Raw genomic sequence first — 18,256 nt, 5'->3', positions numbered from 1 at the left:
TGTGGCCCTTAAAAACGCCATCGGGCGGGCTTTTGCGTTGTGGTGGGTGATTGATTGCGGCAGGCCAACTTTGCGACTATCGGATGGGATCTATTATGACGCGTTACATTTTTGTCACCGGCGGTGTGGTGTCTTCACTGGGTAAGGGCATTGCATCGGCCTCGCTGGGCGCTATTTTGCAGGCGCGCGGGTTGTCGGTGACCATGCTCAAGCTGGATCCCTACATCAACGTTGACCCGGGCACCATGAGCCCATTTCAGCACGGTGAAGTCTTTGTTACAGAAGACGGCGCCGAAACTGACCTCGACCTTGGCCACTACGAACGCTTCGTACGAACCACCATGACCCGTCGCAACAACTTCACCACTGGCCGTATCTATCAGGATGTCTTGCGCAAAGAGCGCCGGGGCGATTATCTGGGCGGTACCGTTCAGGTTATTCCGCACATCACCGATGAAATCAAGCGTCGCGTCATTGAAGGCGCCGGCGATGCCGATGTCGCCCTGGTCGAAGTTGGTGGTACCGTGGGCGATATCGAATCGCTGCCATTTCTGGAAGCCGTGCGACAGTTGAAGGTTGAGCTTGGCAGTCGCCGGGCGCTGTCAATGCACCTGACGCTGGTGCCGTACATCGCCACCGCCGGTGAAGTAAAAACCAAGCCGACTCAGCATTCAGTGAAAGAGTTGCGCACCATTGGCCTGCAGCCCGATATTCTGGTGTGCCGCTCAGAGCGCCCCATTGGAAAAAGCGAACTGCGCAAGATCTCGTTGTTTACCAACGTCGAAGAGCGCGCGGTTATTCCGCTTCCGGATGCCGATACCATTTATCGCATCCCCGGTATGTTGCACCGCTCAGGCCTGGATGACATCGTTGTTGAAAAGTTTGGTCTGGATTGCCCGCAACCGGATCTGGCCGACTGGGAAGACGTCACCGACCGCAAGCTGAACCCGGACGGTGAAGTGACCATTGCCATGGTCGGCAAGTACATGGAGCTGCTGGATGCCTACAAATCCCTGATTGAAGCCATTGATCACGCCGGCATCCGGTCACGTACCAAAGTCAATATCCGCTTCATCGACGCAGAAGAGGTCGAAAAGCAGGGCACTGATTGCCTGGCCGGTGTGCAAGGCTTGCTGGTGCCGGGCGGGTTTGGTTACCGCGGTGTGGAAGGCAAGATTGCGACGGCCCGTTATGCCCGCGAAAACAAGATTCCCTACCTGGGCATCTGCCTGGGTATGCAAGTTGCTGTCATCGAATTTGCGCGCAACGTTGCTGGCTTCGACGGTGCTCACTCCACTGAGTTTGATCGCCAGACTCGCCATCCCGTGGTTGGCCTGATCACCGAATGGATTGAAGCCGACGGCAAAAAGGTTGAGCGAGACGATAAAACCGACCTGGGCGGTACCATGCGACTGGGCGGGCAGGAGTGCATGCTGACCGAAGGCTCGCGGTCTGCAGCCTGTTATGGCAAGCCGCGCATTGTCGAACGGCACCGGCACCGGTACGAAGTCAACAACCATTATGTAGAAGACTTACAGAAATCCGGTCTGATCATCGCCGGTCGTTCGGTCGATGGCGCACTGGTTGAAATCATCGAAGTGCCTGACCACCCCTGGTTCGTAGCCTGCCAGTTTCACCCGGAGTTTACCTCTACACCGCGTGATGGCCATGGTTTGTTCAGTGGTTTTATCGGCGCTGTGCGCGCCATGGCACAGTGAACGACAGTGATCAGGGGTGGCAATCAAGGGGTTTTCCCCTATAATCCGGCGCTGTCCGTTTTGTAATAAAACTACATTTTGTGCGGTCGAGTTTCCGGCCGGTCACGGTTGAAAAACCAGGGTGGCCATGCAGTGGCTGGAGCTCGGGCGCCGCAACACGGCTTATTGAACAATCAGGAGAGTCACAGATGGCCAAGATTCTAGACATCAAAGCACGTGAAGTGCTCGATTCACGCGGTAACCCGACCGTTGAGGCGGACGTTATCGTCGAAGGCGGCATTCGCGGCCGTGCCTGCGCGCCATCAGGCGCCTCTACCGGCTCACGCGAGGCTCTGGAGCTGCGCGATGGCGACAAGAGCCGTTACCTGGGCAAAGGCGTACTGAAGGCTGTCGCTGCCATTAATGGTCCGATTCGCGATGCTCTGCTGGGATTTGATGCCCTGAATCAATCAGGTCTCGACGCCACCATGATCACGCTTGATGGCACCGAAAATAAATCCAACTTCGGTGCAAACGCGATTCTCGCTGTGTCTCTTGCAGCGGCCAAAGCGGCCGCGCTGTCCAAAGGCGTGGAGCTCTATGTACACATTGCCGACCTGAACGGTACGCCCGGCCAGTACAGTCTGCCCGTTCCGATGATGAACATCATTAACGGTGGCGAGCACGCCGACAATAACGTCGATATTCAGGAATTCATGGTGCAGCCCGTGGGTGCCAAGTCGTTCAGTGAAGCCTTGCGCATGGGTGCGGAGATATTTCACGCGCTGAAGAAGGTGCTCAGTGCCAAAGGCCAGAATACCGCAGTTGGTGATGAAGGGGGCTTCGCTCCGAATCTGGAGAGTAACTCTGCGGCACTGGCTGCCATCAAAGAAGCGGTTGAAGCCGCAGGCTATGAGTTGGGTAAAGACATTACCCTGGCGATGGACTGTGCGGCATCCGAGTTCTACGAAAACGGCCAGTACAACCTCAAAGGCGAAGGCAAGGTCTTTACCTCTGAAGAGTTTTCCAACTACTTGCAGCAGCTGACTCGGGAATACCCCATCGTGTCAATTGAAGATGGTCTGGACGAGTCTGACTGGGACGGTTTTGCCTACCAGACACGCCTGATGGGTGACAAAATCCAGCTGGTGGGCGACGACCTGTTCGTAACCAACACCAAGATCCTGCAGGAAGGCATCGACAAGGGTATCGCCAACTCGATCCTGATCAAGTTCAACCAGATCGGATCGCTGACCGAAACACTGGCGGCCATTAAGATGGCCAAGGATGCCGGTTATACCGCGGTTATCTCACACCGGTCGGGCGAAACCGAAGACGCAACCATTGCCGATCTCGCGGTGGGTACGGCGGCTGGCCAGATTAAAACCGGTTCGTTGTGCCGTTCAGACCGTGTCGCCAAGTACAACCAATTGCTGCGCATTGAGGAAGAATTGGGCGACAAGGCGGTTTACAATGGCCTGAAAGAGATAAAAGGTCAGGGTTAAGCCGGTTCTGTTGCCTGTTTGGGTGAGAATTGAACAGTAAATGCAAAAGGGGGCTTGGCCCCCTTTTTTGTTTGAGTCAGAATGCCGCCAGAGTTGTACAATGGTGCCGAGCAAGCGCCCCCCTCCCGAACCGAACCGAACCGGGAGGTCACACACTGCCACCGTTGCGTGGCCTGACAGAGAGAAGCCAACCGGTGAAAACCAGTGCTGTGCCACAACTGCAACGCCAAAACCCGCTGCGCTGGCTGCAAGTTGTCTTGTTGGTGTTACTGGTCATGTTGCAATATCGCTGGTGGTTGGGCGAAAACAGCTGGGTTGATGTGACTCGCCTGCAAACCGATGTGGCCGACCAACAGCGAATCAATGCCGATCGCCAGGCGCGCAATGATGTTCTCAGTGCCCGGGTAGCGGATCTTAAGTCCGGACTGGATGCCGTCGAAGAGCTGGGTCGCAGTGACCTCGGGCTGATCAAGCCAGGCGAGGTTTTCTACGTCATACCCGCTGAATAGTGGCAGTGCGACGGTTGATTTGGACACTATGGACCTAACTGATTTCCCTCGTGTGCACCTGGTATTTCCTGCGGCCGGAATCGGGCAGCGTTTTGGCCAGCCACACCCCAAGCAATATACTCAATTGGCTGGCAAAACCTTGCTGGAATGGACGCTTGACGCCTGGAGTGATTTGCCTTTTCAGGGTGAGCGCATACTGGTGTTGTCCGGTAATGATGCTCAGGGACATGCCCTGGCGACCCGTTACCCTGGGTTGCGCTGTGTCGAAGGCGGAGCAGAACGCGCCGAGTCGGTACTGGCAGGGCTGTCGGCCATCAACGCGGCGACAGACGATTGGGTTATGGTGCATGACATCGCTCGCCCTTGTGTGCGCCGGGCCGATATTCTGGCGTTACTGGCTCATTGTCAGTCCGCAGGGCAAGGTGCACTGCTGGCGCGCCCGTTGACAGATACCATTAAGCGTAAAACGGGTGAGCAGGTGTCGACGGTTGACCGCCGGCAGCTATGGGCAGCCATGACCCCCCAATGCTTTCGCCATGGGCAACTGCACAATGCCTTGTCATTCGGTCTGGCCGAGGCTACATATCTGACCGACGAAGCCTCGGCCATGGAAGCGTTGGGTGAACCGGTGGGTTTGGTCAGTGGCAGTGGCGACAACATCAAAGTGACGCACCCGGACGATTTGGCACTGGTGGCGTTTTATCTGGAACAACAGGGTCGGCTGAGCTCGACCTGACGGTCACAAACAGCGATCGCTTCAACGAGGCAAGGCATGCGAATAGGCCATGGTTTTGACGTACACCGGTTTGATCCGGATGCCGGTCCGACGGACATAAGGCTGGGCGGGGTGCTTGTGCCCGCTGAGCATCCATTGCTGGCGCATTCCGATGGCGATGTCGTGCTGCACGCTATCGCTGATGCGCTGCTGGGTGCGGCAGCCCTGGGCGACATTGGTGAGTGGTTTCCGGACACAGACACGCAATGGGCCGGTGCGGACAGTCGGGCTTTGCTGGCCAATGTTTATCACCGCATCGTCAGTCAGGGGTATCGGCTGTTGAATCTGGATGTCACCGTCATCGCCCAGGCCCCTCGCTTGGGAAGTTACAAAGCTGCGATGAAACTGACCATCGCTGAAACGCTGCACTGTGATCCGGCACAGGTGAACATTAAGGCGACCACGACCGAGAAACTTGGCTTTACCGGTCGCAAAGAGGGCATCGCCACCGAAGCGGTGTGTTTGCTGGAGGTGGCGTCTTGATGGAGCTGCCGCAATGGCCCAGAGCCTGGGGTGATGTTGTCGGGGCGGGTCGACTAAAAGCCGAGCCGGCCGATTTTTACGTAGATGAGGCTCTGCCGGAGTCGGCCTCCGGTGAGGGTGAGCACTTATGGGTCACCCTTGAAAAAACAGGACAGAATACCGCCTGGGTTGGCAAGCAACTGGCACGTTGGGCCGGAATTGCGCCCCGGGATGTCAGTTACGCCGGGTTAAAAGATCGCCATGCCGTGACCCGCCAGACCTTCTCCTTGCACCTGCCGGGCAAGCCAGACCCATCCGAACCTCTGCGTCTGGATGGCGTTCAGGTGCTGGCCCTCAAGCGACATGGTCGCAAACTGCGTACGGGCCAGTTGATTGGCAACCAATTTGTGATTCGCTTGCGCGACTGGCAAGGCGACACCGATGCGCTGGCGCAACGCTGGCAACGGGTCGTCGAGCAGGGATTTCCAAATTATTTTGGCCCGCAGCGGTTTGGCGATCAGGGTCAGAACCTGAGTCGGGCACTGGCCTGGATTCGCGGTGAGGGCAGATTGCCGCGGGGACAACAAGGCATACACGTCTCCGCGATGCGCAGCTTTCTGTTCAATGCTTTGCTGGCAGAACGTGTCGGGCAGGGAACCTGGAACCAGTTGTTGCCTGGCGATTTTCTCCAGTTCAAAGAAGGTAAGCGCGGGTTTGAATGTCTTGAACCGACTGATAGCGAGTGGTCACGCGTGGCGTCTGGCCAGCTCTCCCCTAGCGCCAGCCTGCCCGGAGAGCAGTCGGAAGTGTTTGCTCTGCTTGATGAGCGTGAATCGACGCTGCTGAGTGCCGAGTCGGAATGGACTCAGGCGTTGGTACGGCTGCGCATTCAGCGCAGTTTGCGCAAGTTGCGTGTTTACCCTGAACACGGGCAATTGGAATGGCAGGGGAGCGATCCGCAATTTCGGTTCTTTTTACCGGCAGGCAGTTACGCCACTGCGTTGCTGCGAGAGGTATCGGGTTGTGATGAGGAGGTAACTCCTTGAATCTGACCGGCATCGGCATGACTTCCCAGCGGACCCGACAGCGGCTGATTGAACGGCTGTTTGCCAAGGGCATCCGCGACCCCCGTGTTATGGAATGTTTCATGAAAGTGCCCCGCCACATCTTTGTTGATGAGGCATTGGGGCACAAAGCCTACGAAGACATCGCTGTGCCAATTGGCTATGGTCAGACATTGTCGCAACCCTACATCGTGGCACGTATGAGTGAACTGGTGCTGGCGGCACCACACCATGAGCGTATTTTGGAGATCGGCACCGGATCGGGCTTCCAAACCTCCGTGCTGGCGCACCTGGTCGATGAGATTTACTCGGTAGAGCGGATTAAACCATTGCAGTTGAAAGCGCGGGAACGGTTGCGACTGCAAAAGCTTTACAATGTGCGCCTCAAACTGGATGACGGCTTTCTGGGCTGGCCCGATGCCGGACCATTCGATGTGATCATTGGAACCGCCGCTCCCGACTCGCCACCGCAATCCCTGCTCGACCAACTGGTGCCTGACGGCGGACAACTGATCCTGCCCGTGGGTGCCGCCGAGCAGTATTTAACCGTGGTCGAACGCCAGGGTGATGAGTTTACCGAGCGGCGCATTGAACCCGTGCACTTTGTTCCGATGCTCGCTGGCATTCAAACGGGCGAAACCGATACGCTGAGGCTGTGAATGAACATTTTCCGGCCTGTAGTGCTTGTAACCGGGCAGGGATATTACCCATCAATAGGGAGTCACTGAGTGATTAAGTTGATACTGAGCTGGTTTTTCAAAGGTGCTGTCATGGGTGCGGCGGATGCTGTACCCGGCGTATCCGGTGGCACCATGGCGCTGATCACGGGCATCTATGAGCGGCTGATCAATGCGCTGGCCTCATTCCGGCCCGGTTTACTGGTGGGTCTGTCGAAAGGGCAGATTGCGGCCGTCTGGCGTGAGATCGACGGTACCTTTCTGGCCAGTCTGGGTCTGGGCATTCTGGTCAGTCTGGTGACGGTTCTGAATCTTGTTCAGTGGCTGTTAATCGCCGCACCGCCAATATTGTGGGCGTTCTTTTGTGGCTTGATTGTCGCGTCGCTGGTTATGTTGCTCAAGCAACACCGTTGGCACCGTGTTGATGTTGGCCTGTTTCTAGTTGGTACCGCTATTGCGGCGAGTATTTCCTTTGCGGGTGAAATGGCACTGGCCGTCACTCCGGTGACCCTGGTGTTCGGCGGTGCGCTCGCGATATCTGCCATGTTACTGCCCGGTATATCCGGCAGTTTCATTCTGTTGTTGCTGGGTTTGTATCCGGCCATTACAGAAGCGGTGCACGCGCGCGATGTGGTCACTATTGCCTGGGTTGCGTTGGGTTGTCTGATCGGCCTGCTGGTGTTCAGCCGGTTCTTGCAGTGGGTGCTTGCCCGTTGGCATGATCGGGTTATGGGCTTCATGCTGGGGTTTGTCATGGGGGCCTTGCTTAAGGTCTGGCCCTGGCAGCATGATCAGCAGTGGCTCACACCGGAGCTGTACACTCGACTCTCCGGTCAGCCATCCTGGTTTGTCGGCGCCATACTGGCGGCGTTAGCAGGGGCGGCGCTGGTGACCTTGCTGAGTCTGAAAACGGGCGGTTCCAGGGTTGTCAAATCAGAAACATGAAGCAGTCCTCGATTTGAACCTGGTATCTGCCCGTTTTTAGATTAATTACACCTAATAAATTACCCTGTATTAAGGTTGGGCTATATTGCAGGGTCATGAACAGCGTTTGAGGGGTGGATGAATCTTTGTTTGAGAAGGAAACCGACGTGATGATTCACGTCTGGAAGGCGTCAATTTTCTGGACATGCCTGAGCACCCTTGTCGTGTTAGTGGGGTGTACCAGCAGTGCCTATCGTTCGCTGGATCCGGCAGGAAGCAGTGCACGGGGTACGACCACCCACAATACCGGGTCGCCAGTGATCCAGTCTCGCCCTGCCAGCGCGGCGCCGGCATCAAACGCCCGTACTGCCTCGCCAGCGTCGCGCCCTGATCAGTATCAGGTTCGTCGGGGGGATACCCTCTATTCGATTGCTTTTCGGTTTGGTCTTGATTTTCGGCGCCTGGCGGCGGCCAATGACATCGATCGGCGCTATACCATCTTCCCCGGCCAGATATTGATGCTCAGAGAGGCCGATGCTCCCGTGGTTGCTGCGGCCCCGTCCCGGCCATCCACTGCGTCACCACCGGCACAACCTTCAGCCAATAGCAGGTCTTCACAAACAGTTACAAACGCAACGCCAGCGCCATCGTCGCCATCGTCTTCGTCGGGAAATGCCAGTAATAATAATCAGTTAGCATGGGTTTGGCCACACGACGGGAAAATAGTGCGAACATTTGACTCTAATGTGTCCGATCGTAAAGGCGTTGATCTGACCGGTGAGATTGGTGATTCTGTGGTTGCGGCGGCAGCGGGTTCCGTTGTCTACGCAGGAAATGGTTTGCCTGGTTATGGCAACCTGATCATTCTGGAACATCAGGGCTCTCTGTTGAGTGCCTATGCATTCAATCAGGAATTGCTGGTGTCGGAGCAGGATCGGGTCACCGCAGGGCAGGCCATTGCCCGAATGGGCAGGCAGGGTGACCAGCCCAGCCTGCACTTCGAGATAAGGCAAGAGGGTAAGCCCGTCGATCCAATGAGGTTTTTGCCTCGTCGGTAGTCGGGTTCTTCCGGCCACAGGGCGCACGCCCTATATCGCACAGGTGAATGACTATGGCAGCACTCCGGGAACTCAGCACGGCAACCGCGGAAGACACCTTCACTCCGTATACAAATCTGCTCGATACCCCCAATGATGAAGTCAGCGCCGCTGAAAAAGCGGAAGCGGGCGACTCTGCAGAATTGGATTACGAAGGTGATACCGACACCGAATTTCGCGACGCCGTTAACAATCTGAGTGGCATGCAACGCTCGCTTGACGCCACGCAAATGTATTTGAACGAGATTGGTTTTTCGCCTCTGCTCAGCCCTGAGGAGGAGGTGTATTTCGCCCGACTGGCTCAGAAAGGGGAGCCGGCTGGCCGCAAGCGCATGATCGAAAGCAACCTGAGGTTGGTTGTTAAAATCGCGCGCCGTTACCTCAATCGAGGGCTTACTCTGCTCGACCTGATTGAAGAGGGCAATCTCGGCCTGATTCGTGCGGTCGAGAAATTTGACCCGGAGCGGGGCTTTCGCTTTTCAACCTACGCGACCTGGTGGATACGCCAGACTATTGAGCGTGCCATCATGAACCAGACGCGCACCATTCGCTTACCCATTCATGTGGTCAAAGAGTTGAATGTTTATTTGCGTGCTGCCCGGGAGCTGACTCAAAAACTCGATCACGAGCCTACGGCGGAAGACATCGCCGACCTGCTCGAACGTCCCATTGAAGATGTGAAGCGCATGCTGGCGTTAAACGAGCGTGTAACCTCAGTAGATACCCCTCTGGGGCCATCTTCCGAGAAGAATCTGCTGGATACGATTGCCGATGACAAGTCGGTCGACCCGTCAGAATCGCTGCAAGACGACAACCTGCGACTCAGCATCGATCACTGGCTCGATGAGTTGTCAGAAAAACAGCGTGAGGTCGTTGCGCGCCGGTTCGGTTTGCGGGGTTTTGAAACCAGTACGCTTGAAGAAGTGGGTCGTGAGATTGGCCTTACACGAGAACGAGTCCGGCAAATTCAGGTAGAAGCTCTGCGCCGGTTGCGTGACATCATGGAAAAACAGGGTCTGTCTGCGACAGCTTTGTTTGGGGCCTGAGACTGGCGGTCGGTCAGCGGTCAGGGTAACGCTATTCATAAAAAAAGCGCCTTCAGGCGCTTTTTTTATGGGTCTGCAACGGGGGCGCCTATCGAGCCAGTGCCGCTCGTTTGCCAGCGACGCCATTTTGCTCATCGGCGTCCGCAGGTGGGTCTTTGCGTTCGGTAATGTTGGGCCAGACTTCAGCCAGTTCTGCGTTTAATTCCACAAATTCGATTTGATCTTCAGGCACTTCATCCTCTGACAGGATGGCTTCGGCCGGGCATTCAGGTTCACACAGGGCGCAATCGATGCACTCGTCCGGATGAATGACCAGAAAGTTCGGGCCTTCGTAGAAGCAATCCACCGGGCAGACTTCTACGCAGTCGGTGTATTTGCACTTGATGCAGTTCTCGAGAACAACGAATGTCATCGGGCCCTTCTCCCAATACCTGATGCTGAGTGTGTGCGTATTCTAGTGGCAGGTTCCGACCCCCTCAAGTGAGATCTAAGACCAATTATCCAAGGCTTTATAGCCAATTAGAATATAAATTAAGTTTTTAGACTTCAAATACTATAAAACCGGCAGCTTACCGTTTTTCCTGCTGTTCGGCCAGCCAGTTCAGCGCCTGCAGCGGTGTCATCTGGTTCAGGTCGAGTTGCTGCAACGCTTCCACCAGCGGGTGAGTTTCGGCGGCGAAGAGGTCGTTTTGCATGGGTGCTGGAGCCGGGTTATCCCGGTTGCCGGAGCGGTACTCCGTTCGGCCCACCGCCGGCGACCGCTCCAGGTCACTCAATTTCAAGCGGGCACTGGCAATTACCCCGTCCGGAACACCGGCTAACCGAGCCACTTGAATACCAAAGCTCTGACTGGCCGGACCGGCCTGAACCCGATGCAGAAACACCAGTTTGTCGTCGTGTTCAGTAGCGTCGAGATGCAGGTTGCTGGCCTGACTGTTGTGCTCGGGCAGGGACGTCATTTCGAAATAGTGCGTCGCGAACAGGGTCAACGCATGAGTGTGTTGCACCAGATGTTCAGCTGCCGCCCAGGCCAGTGACAAGCCGTCAAAGGTACTGGTGCCACGGCCAACTTCATCCATAATCACCAGGCTATTGGGTGTTGCATTGTGCAGGATGTTGGCGGTTTCGGTCATTTCCACCATAAAGGTCGACCGGCCTCCGGCAATGTCGTCGGAGGACCCCATGCGGGTAAAAATCCGGTCCAGATTGCCAATCCGCGCTTCGCGGGCCGGCACAAAGCTGCCCACATGAGCCAGTAACGCGATGACGGCCGCCTGTCGCATGTAGGTGCTCTTACCGCCCATGTTCGGCCCGGTGATTACTTTGAGCGTGATGTCGCTGTTCAACTCCAGATCATTCGGTACAAAAGGCGTTTCAGTTACCGCTTCAACAACCGGATGGCGACCCTCCCGTATCACCAGCTCGGCTTCGTTGGTCAGAGTGGGGGCCGTCCATTGATAGCGGTCGGCACACGAGGCCAGGGCCATTAACGTATCCAGTTGAGCCAGGGCACGGCCCAGTTGCTGCAGTGTCAGCAGGTCGTCTGCAAGAGATCGGACCAGTTGCTCGTACAGATATTTTTCACGCGACAGCGCCCGGCTTTTGGCGCTGAGCGCCTTGTCTTCAAATTGCTTGAGTTCGGGGGTAATAAAGCGTTCAGCGTTCTTCAGGGTTTGACGTCGGCTGTAATCAACCGGCGCCTGCGCTGACTGCGCCTTGCTGATTTCTATGTAGTATCCATGAACCCGGTTGTAGCCGACCTTGAGTGTACTGAGGCCAGTGCGTTCGCGTTCCCGGGTCTCCAACTGAAGCAGAAAGTCGCTGGCATGGGTATCGAGCCCGCGCAGCTCATCCAGCTCCTCATCGAAGCCAGGTGCGATAACGCCTCCATCGCGGATGACCACGGGCGGGTTGTCGATCAACGCCCGTTCCAGCGTATCGAGCCAGATCGGCTGTTCCTTGAGGTCATCGCGCAGGTGTTGCAGGCGAGGCGAGTCCAGTGGGGTCAGCAATCGCTGCAGGTCAGGAAGTTGCGTTAATGTACTGCGCAGGCGAATAAGGTCGCGGGGCCGGGCGGAGCCCAGGGCGATGCGAGACAACACCCGTTCGATGTCACCAATGGGCTTAAGAGTCGATTTAACCGTTTCGAAATGGAAGTCGGTTAGCAGGGTGGTCACTGCATGATGGCGGTGTTGTAGCTCGCTCCGGTCACGAAGGGGTCGTCCTAGCCAGCGGCGCAGCAATCGACTGCCCATGGTGGTGGCGCAATGATCCATCAATTGGAACAGGGTATTGTCTTCTTCACCGCGTACATTGATGTCGATCTCAAGGTTGCGGCGCGACGCAGCATCCAGAATCACGGCTTCATCCTGTCGCTCGGGGACAATGGCGCGAATGTGGGGTAAAGCGCTTTTCTGGGTGTCGCTGGCATAATTGAGCAGGCAACCGGCTGCCTGCAGTGCCAGAGGCATATCCTCGACGCCGAAACCGCTCAGATCACGGGTACCCATCTGTTGGCAGAGTGATTGGCGGGCGCTGTCGAGATCGAATAGCCAGACCGGTTGGTGGCGAATGGCGGTTCGGGTAATGAGTTCGGGTGCCGGGTGATCTTCGGGTAACAGCAATTCGCTTGGGCGCAATCGCTCGAGTTCCGCGCTCAGGGCTTCCTGGTCAGGCAGTAATTGAACGGTAAAGCGGCCTGAGGCCATATCCAGCGCGGCCAGTCCGTAGTCGTCGGCGCCGGGCCAGACGGCCACCAGCAAACTCTCTTGCCGGTCACTCAGGAAGGCCTCATCGCTTAGGGTACCCGGCGTTAGAACGCGCACAACTTTGCGTTCCACCGGCCCTTTGCTGGCAGCCGGATCGCCAATTTGCTCAGCGATGGCCACAGTGTGGCCCTGACGAACCAGGCGTGCTATGTAGCCCTCGGCGGCGTGGTAAGGAATACCGGCCATGGGTATGGGTTCGCCGGCACTTTGGCCACGCTGAGTCAGGGTGATGTCCAACAGGCGGGCGGCCTGTTTGGCATCCTGGTAAAACAACTCATAAAAGTCCCCCATCCGATAGAACACCAGATCGTCCGGGTGCGCCTGCTTTATTTGCAGGTACTGTTGCATCATGGGGGTGTGTTGCATTTTACTGGCACTGGTTGGCGGCATAAGGTCGGCTTGATGGCTGGCTTGAAATCGACCGCCCATGGTATTCGAATCACCGACAGGATGAAATGCATGACGGCTTCAGAAATGCCTGCAGGGGAGGAACTGGTCGCGGTGCTGGCGCAGCGGCTGACGTCATCGGGTTGGCGAATGGTGTCGGTAGAGAGCTGTACCGGAGGCGCCATCGGCTCGCTGATCACGGATCGCGCGGGCAGCTCCGACTGGTATGAGGGTGGGTGGATTACCTATTCGAACGCCCTTAAGGTTCAGTTGGGTGTGCCTGCTATCGACATTGACCGGCATGGAGCGGTCAGCGAACAAGTAGCCCGAGCCATGGCCGAGCAGGGCCGGTTGCGTGCAGAGGTCGATATCGCTGTGTCTGTAACCGGCGTCGCAGGCCCGGCGGGCGGAAGCCCCGGCAAACCGGTTGGCATGGTTTGGATTGCCTGGGCCTGGCCCGGGGGGGCTGAAGCCGAGGTTTTCTACTTTGACGGAGACCGCAGTGCGGTGCGCGAGCAGGCAACACTGCAGGCATTACATGGCCTGCAGCAAAGACTTTGAATTAATCGGGCAGTCCGGCTTGTCATGGTCGGTCACCCTGTGTAAGAATACTGGTCATTCATACAGCCTTTTGATGGGAGAACACCATGGACGCGAATAAAGAAAAAGCGCTAACGGCCGCACTCAGCCAAATTGAGCGTCAGTTTGGCAAAGGCTCGGTCATGCGCATGGGGGATCAGAAGCACGTTCAGATCCCGTCCATTTCAACCGGCTCTCTGGGGCTGGATATCGCGTTAGGCATTGGTGGTCTGCCCAAGGGGCGGGTTGTCGAAATTTACGGTCCTGAATCCTCCGGTAAAACCACCCTGACGTTGCAGGTCATTGCCGAAGCCCAAAAAGCCGGCGGAACGTGCGCTTTTGTCGATGCTGAACATGCGCTGGATCCTTCATACGCCAACAAGCTGGGTGTGAACGTCGATGATCTGCTGGTGTCCCAGCCGGACACGGGTGAGCAGGCTTTGGAAATCGCCGATATGCTGGTGCGCTCCAATGCTGTCGACGTGATTGTGATCGACTCGGTTGCGGCGCTGGTACCCAAAGCGGAAATTGAAGGCGAAATGGGTGACATGCACGTAGGGCTTCAGGCTCGTCTGATGTCCCAGGCGCTGCGCAAAATCACCGGTAACATCAAAACCGCCAATTGCCTGGTTATCTTCATCAACCAGATCCGTATGAAAATTGGCGTTATGTTTGGTAGCCCGGAAACCACCACTGGCGGTAATGCCCTTAAATTCTACTCATCGGTTCGTCTCGATATTCGACGCACCGGTACCATCAAGGAAGGTGATGAAGTCGTCGGTTCCGAGACTCGGGTAAAAGTCGTCAAGAACAAGATTGCTCCGCCATTCAAACAAGCCGAGTTCCAGATCCACTATGGTAAGGGTATTTACCATATGGGTGAGGTGATTGATTTGGGTGTGAAACTGGGGCTGATTGAAAAAGCCGGCGCCTGGTATAGCTATCAGGGTGACAAGATAGGTCAGGGCAAAGCTAACGCGGCCAAGTTTCTGGAAGACAACCTGGAGATTGCAAAGACCATTGAAAGCAAAATTCGCGATGCCTATTTGGTCAGCAATGCACCCAAAGAAGATGCCGCCAAGCCTGAGGGTGATGTGACTGAAGCCAGTACTGATACGGCAGTTACACCGGCGAAGAAAGGTAAGGCTGAAGTCTGAGTCTATGATCTGTTTGCACCGTCCTTGTCAGGCCGGGAGCTCGCTGAAGCGGGCTCCCGGCTAATGCAGCATGACTGAAAAGACCCCCTGGAACACGGCGCTGAACATGCTGGCTCGCAGAGAGTACAGCCAGGCCGAGTTGCGTACCCGTTTAACTGAGCGTTTTCCGGAACAGCCTGACGCGATGGAGGCGGCACTGCTGCGCCTGATTGACACTGGCTTGCAAAACGATGAACGCTACGCAGAAGCGTTTTTGCGATCGCAGATTAACCGGTCGCGAGGGCCGGTGCGGATCAAACACGAAGCTCGTCAGAAGGGTGTGGCCGAGCCGGTGCTGTCGCTCTTAGACGACTGGGATATAGACTGGTTTGAGCTGGCGCTGGCAGCAGCTCGTCGCAAGCTGGGGTCCTCCGACCCCGCCGAGCAAAAGAACCGGGCGCGTATCGCGCGCTTTTTAGCTTACCGGGGGTTTACGGGCGAGCACGTCCGCTACTCGCTGGAAGCTTTGCTGAACACCGACAACACTGATGAAAGGCATGCCTGACTTTCACTCCTTGCCATACTGGCTGACTGTTCCGCTTTAATCCTGATACAGGCACATTGCTCCATGTGTCTGTATCATCAAAGCACCTCGCGTGTGCCCTGTCGTTTTCCTCAGTTCATTCCATCTGCCTGTCAAAGGGCGTCCCTACTGGTGTCGGCCCCGGCATCTGTGTACTATTGCGCCCTTTAAGCTCTGCCAGCAGTTCTCCTTACTTGCAGGCAGTAATTCCGGGTTATTTGCGCCGAAGGCAACCAATCAGGTCACGCATTGCGTATCGGGTTGTGTATTGCATTTTTCGGGCTAAACCCAATCCCGAAAGCTAGTTTATTCACGTGCGGAACAGGACGTCAGACTGACCATGAAAACCTCTGAAATACGCCGGCGCTTCTTGGATTATTTTGTCAGCCAGGGTCACAGCGAAGTCGACAGTGCCCCATTGATACCGGGCAATGACCCTACACTGTTGTTCACCAATGCGGGTATGGTTCAGTTTAAAGACGTTTTTCTGGGAACCGACAAACGTGATTACCATCGGGCGACGACCTCGCAGCGGTGCGTTCGAGCCGGTGGCAAGCACAATGACCTGGAAAACGTCGGTTACACCGCACGCCATCACACCTTCTTCGAGATGCTTGGCAACTTCAGCTTTGGCGACTATTTCAAACGGGATGCCATAGGGTTTGCCTGGACGTTTCTGACTGAAGAGTTGGGTCTGCCGAAAGAACGTCTTTGGGTAACGGTGTTCCACGACGATGATGAAGCCGCCGATATCTGGATCAACGAAATCGGTGTGCCGGCTGACCGGTTGTCCCGACTCGGTGAGAAAGACAACTTCTGGATGATGGGTGATACCGGACCCTGTGGCCCTTGTTCGGAGATCTTCTACGACCACGGTCCCGAGGTTCCCGGTGGCCCTCCGGGCAGCCCGGATGATGACCTGGACCGCTATATCGAGATTTGGAACCTGGTTTTCATGCAGTACGACCAGTTGGAAGACGGTTCCCGGGTACCCCTGCCGAAGCCGTCTGTCGATACTGGTATGGGTCTTGAGCGGTTGGCGGCTGTGCTCCAGTCAGTGCATTCAAACTACGAAATCGACCTGTTTCAACAATTGATTCGGGCGACCATGGACGTAACCGGCTGCACGGATATTGAAAACCGGTCGTTACGCGTTATCGCTGATCACATTCGTTCCAGTGCGTTTCTGATTGTTGATGGCATTGTCCCGTCCAATGAAGGCCGCGGCTACGTACTGCGTCGGATCATTCGGCGCGCTATTCGGCATGGTCACAAACTGGGTCAGAATGACGCCTTCTTCTTTCGTCTTGTTGATGCACTGGCTACCGAGATGGGCGCCGCCTACCCGGAACTGGTGACGCTGAAAGATCACGTTAAAAAGGTGCTTCGCCTCGAAGAGGAACAGTTTGCCCGCACGCTCGAGCATGGCATGCAGGTGCTTGAAGATGGCATTGCTGCCCTCAATGGTCAGGTTTTACCAGGAGAGCTGGTGTTCCGGCTTTATGACACCTATGGGTTTCCGGCCGATCTAACAGCCGATGTCGCCCGAGAGCGGGATCTTGAGATTGATCAGGCAGGCTTTGACCAGCAAATGGAAGCCCAGCGTGATCGGGCTCGGTCGGCCAATAAATTCAAGATGGACCGCAATCTGGATCTGGGGCTCGCCGGGCAGACGCAATTTCTCGGCTATGACTCCCTGTTGGGCGAAGGCACGGTAATGGCGCTGCTGCGTGACAGTGAACGGGTCGACCGTCTGCAATCCGGTGAGTCTGGGGTGGTAATCCTGGATCAGACGCCATTTTACGGCGAATCTGGCGGGCAGGTGGGTGATCATGGCCAGCTAGGTACGCAAGGCGTCGTCATCAACGTAGACGATTGCACAAAGCTACAGGGTCATCACCTGCATCATGTTGAGGTGGTTCAGGGTGGTATCGCTGTAGGCGACCGTTTGACTGCCACCGTAGCGCGCGAAGAGCGCAGCAACACGGCCCGCCACCACAGCGCCACCCATTTACTGCATGCTGCACTGCGGGAAATTCTTGGTGAGCACGTCCAGCAAAAGGGCTCTCTGGTCACTTTCGACAAGCTACGCTTTGACTTTTCCAACCTTGAGCCGGTTACTTCAGCTCAAATAACGGCGATCGAACAGCGTGTTAACGATCAGATTCTGGCCAATACACCAGTCCAGACTGAGTTGATGAGCATTGACGCAGCCAAAGCTGCCGGGGCCATGGCCCTTTTTGGTGAGAAATACGACAGCGAAGTTCGAGTGCTTAGCATGGGCCCCGATGGTTTCTCCAAGGAATTGTGCGGTGGTACCCACGTCAGTCGGACAGGCGATATTGGCTTGTTCCGGATTGTTTCTGAGAGCGGTATTGCTTCTGGCGTGCGGCGGATTGAAGCGGTGGCCGGGCCTTATGCAGTGGCCAGTGTGCAGCAACAGGATGTGTTGCTGCAGCAACTGGCAGCGTCACTCAAATGCGCACCAGATCAGTTGATCGACCGGACTCAGCAGTCCCAGCAACGTATTCGTGAGCTTGAAAAGCATCTGGAGCAGGCGCACGCCAAGCTGGCTTCAGCAGCGGGTAGTGATCTTGCGGCAAGCGCCCAGGCCATCAACGGCGTTAGCGTGTTGTCGGCCGAGCTGGAAGGGGCTGATGCGAAGACATTGCGCTCCACCATGGATCAGCTCAAGAACAAGCTCGGTTCGGCCGTTATCGTGTTGGCCGCAAAAGAGGGTGCCAAAGTCCAGATAGCAGCAGGAGTGACAAAAGATACGCTCGGTAAGATCAAGGCTGGAGACCTGGTCAATCATGTTGCCGGCCAGGTAGGCGGTAAGGGCGGCGGCAAGCCGGATATGGCCATGGCCGGTGGCAGTGAGCCTGAGCACCTGGCTGACGCGCTGGCCTCGGTAGTGCCCTGGGTCACCGAGCGACTTACCTGAGCGTTAATCGTCGCGGGCAGCCGGGGGTCATTCACCGGCAGCGGCGATAAAAAGGGGCAGGGTGGCTTTCCCCCTGTTTGATTCATAGCATAGGTTTTGGAAC

16 protein-coding genes are annotated in these 18,256 nt (G+C 56.4%); 14 read left to right on the top strand and 2 right to left on the bottom strand.

The window, feature by feature from the left end; genetic code table 11:
• Window positions 1-95: 95 nt before the first annotated feature.
• The 10 genes from G565_RS0106200 to rpoS all read left to right on the top strand — a co-directional run bounded on the left by G565_RS0106200 (window position 96) and on the right by rpoS (window position 9,756).
• Window positions 96-1,718 (top strand): CTP synthase, encoded by a 1,623-nt coding sequence (locus G565_RS0106200; protein ID WP_028670156.1) that lies wholly within the window; start codon window positions 96-98, stop codon window positions 1,716-1,718.
• Window positions 1,719-1,906: 188 nt separating this feature from the next.
• Entirely contained in the window at window positions 1,907-3,202 is a 1,296-nt protein-coding gene (eno, locus tag G565_RS0106195; protein ID WP_028670155.1) for a phosphopyruvate hydratase, read from the top strand.
• Window positions 3,203-3,396: 194 nt separating this feature from the next.
• Entirely contained in the window at window positions 3,397-3,711 is a 315-nt protein-coding gene (gene ftsB, locus G565_RS0106190) for a cell division protein FtsB (protein WP_245584137.1), read from the top strand.
• Window positions 3,712-3,739: 28 nt separating this feature from the next.
• Window positions 3,740-4,447 carry a 2-C-methyl-D-erythritol 4-phosphate cytidylyltransferase gene (ispD, locus tag G565_RS0106185; RefSeq protein WP_028670153.1) on the top strand — a complete coding sequence of 236 codons (708 nt, stop codon included), beginning with the start codon at window positions 3,740-3,742 and terminating at the stop codon, window positions 4,445-4,447.
• Between the two features lie 36 nt (window positions 4,448-4,483).
• Window positions 4,484-4,969, top strand: a complete 486-nt coding sequence (ispF, locus tag G565_RS0106180) for a 2-C-methyl-D-erythritol 2,4-cyclodiphosphate synthase (protein WP_028670152.1) — start codon at window positions 4,484-4,486, stop codon at window positions 4,967-4,969.
• Window positions 4,969-5,994, top strand: a complete 1,026-nt coding sequence (gene truD, locus G565_RS0106175) for a tRNA pseudouridine(13) synthase TruD (protein ID WP_037337923.1) — start codon at window positions 4,969-4,971, stop codon at window positions 5,992-5,994. The genes ispF and truD overlap by 1 nt, the downstream gene beginning before the upstream one ends.
• A gap of 17 nt (window positions 5,995-6,011) precedes the next feature.
• A complete protein-coding gene (locus G565_RS0106170; RefSeq protein ID WP_037337995.1) occupies window positions 6,012-6,671 on the top strand; it encodes a protein-L-isoaspartate(D-aspartate) O-methyltransferase in 660 nt (219 codons plus the stop codon).
• A gap of 69 nt (window positions 6,672-6,740) precedes the next feature.
• Window positions 6,741-7,634 (top strand): DUF368 domain-containing protein, encoded by an 894-nt coding sequence (locus G565_RS0106165; protein WP_051207456.1) that lies wholly within the window; start codon window positions 6,741-6,743, stop codon window positions 7,632-7,634.
• Window positions 7,635-7,759: 125 nt separating this feature from the next.
• Window positions 7,760-8,671 (top strand): peptidoglycan DD-metalloendopeptidase family protein, encoded by a 912-nt coding sequence (locus tag G565_RS0106160; RefSeq protein WP_157600011.1) that lies wholly within the window; start codon window positions 7,760-7,762, stop codon window positions 8,669-8,671.
• 53 nt (window positions 8,672-8,724) lie between these two features.
• A complete protein-coding gene (gene rpoS, locus G565_RS0106155; protein WP_028670147.1) occupies window positions 8,725-9,756 on the top strand; it encodes an RNA polymerase sigma factor RpoS in 1,032 nt (343 codons plus the stop codon).
• 88 nt (window positions 9,757-9,844) lie between these two features.
• Here the strand turns inward: rpoS and fdxA are convergent, their stop codons facing one another.
• Together fdxA and mutS are read right to left on the bottom strand one after the other, a co-directional pair.
• Window positions 9,845-10,168, bottom strand: coding sequence for a ferredoxin FdxA (gene fdxA / locus G565_RS0106150; RefSeq protein WP_028670146.1), 324 nt, complete (start codon window positions 10,166-10,168; stop codon window positions 9,845-9,847).
• A 157-nt stretch (window positions 10,169-10,325) separates the two neighbouring features.
• Window positions 10,326-12,953, bottom strand: a complete 2,628-nt coding sequence (gene mutS, locus G565_RS0106145) for a DNA mismatch repair protein MutS (protein ID WP_425413968.1) — start codon at window positions 12,951-12,953, stop codon at window positions 10,326-10,328.
• A gap of 30 nt (window positions 12,954-12,983) precedes the next feature.
• Between mutS and G565_RS0106140 the strand changes: the two genes are divergently transcribed.
• From G565_RS0106140 to alaS, 4 genes are all read left to right on the top strand, one after another.
• Window positions 12,984-13,472 (top strand): CinA family protein, encoded by a 489-nt coding sequence (locus tag G565_RS0106140; RefSeq protein ID WP_245584136.1) that lies wholly within the window; start codon window positions 12,984-12,986, stop codon window positions 13,470-13,472.
• Window positions 13,473-13,558: 86 nt separating this feature from the next.
• Entirely contained in the window at window positions 13,559-14,647 is a 1,089-nt protein-coding gene (recA, locus tag G565_RS0106135) for a recombinase RecA (protein WP_028670143.1), read from the top strand.
• Between the two features lie 70 nt (window positions 14,648-14,717).
• Window positions 14,718-15,191, top strand: coding sequence for a regulatory protein RecX (locus tag G565_RS0106130; protein ID WP_028670142.1), 474 nt, complete (start codon window positions 14,718-14,720; stop codon window positions 15,189-15,191).
• 358 nt (window positions 15,192-15,549) lie between these two features.
• Window positions 15,550-18,153 carry an alanine--tRNA ligase gene (gene alaS / locus G565_RS0106125; RefSeq protein WP_028670141.1) on the top strand — a complete coding sequence of 868 codons (2,604 nt, stop codon included), beginning with the start codon at window positions 15,550-15,552 and terminating at the stop codon, window positions 18,151-18,153.
• The last annotated feature ends 103 nt before the right edge of the window (window positions 18,154-18,256 follow it).

The sequence above is a fragment of the Saccharospirillum impatiens DSM 12546 genome (assembly GCF_000423605.1).
In the GTDB taxonomy this organism is placed as follows: Bacteria; Pseudomonadota; Gammaproteobacteria; order Pseudomonadales; family Natronospirillaceae; genus Saccharospirillum; species Saccharospirillum impatiens.
The sequence above is the reverse complement of the archived record's forward strand: the minus strand, read 5'-3'. Positions and strand labels throughout refer to the sequence as shown.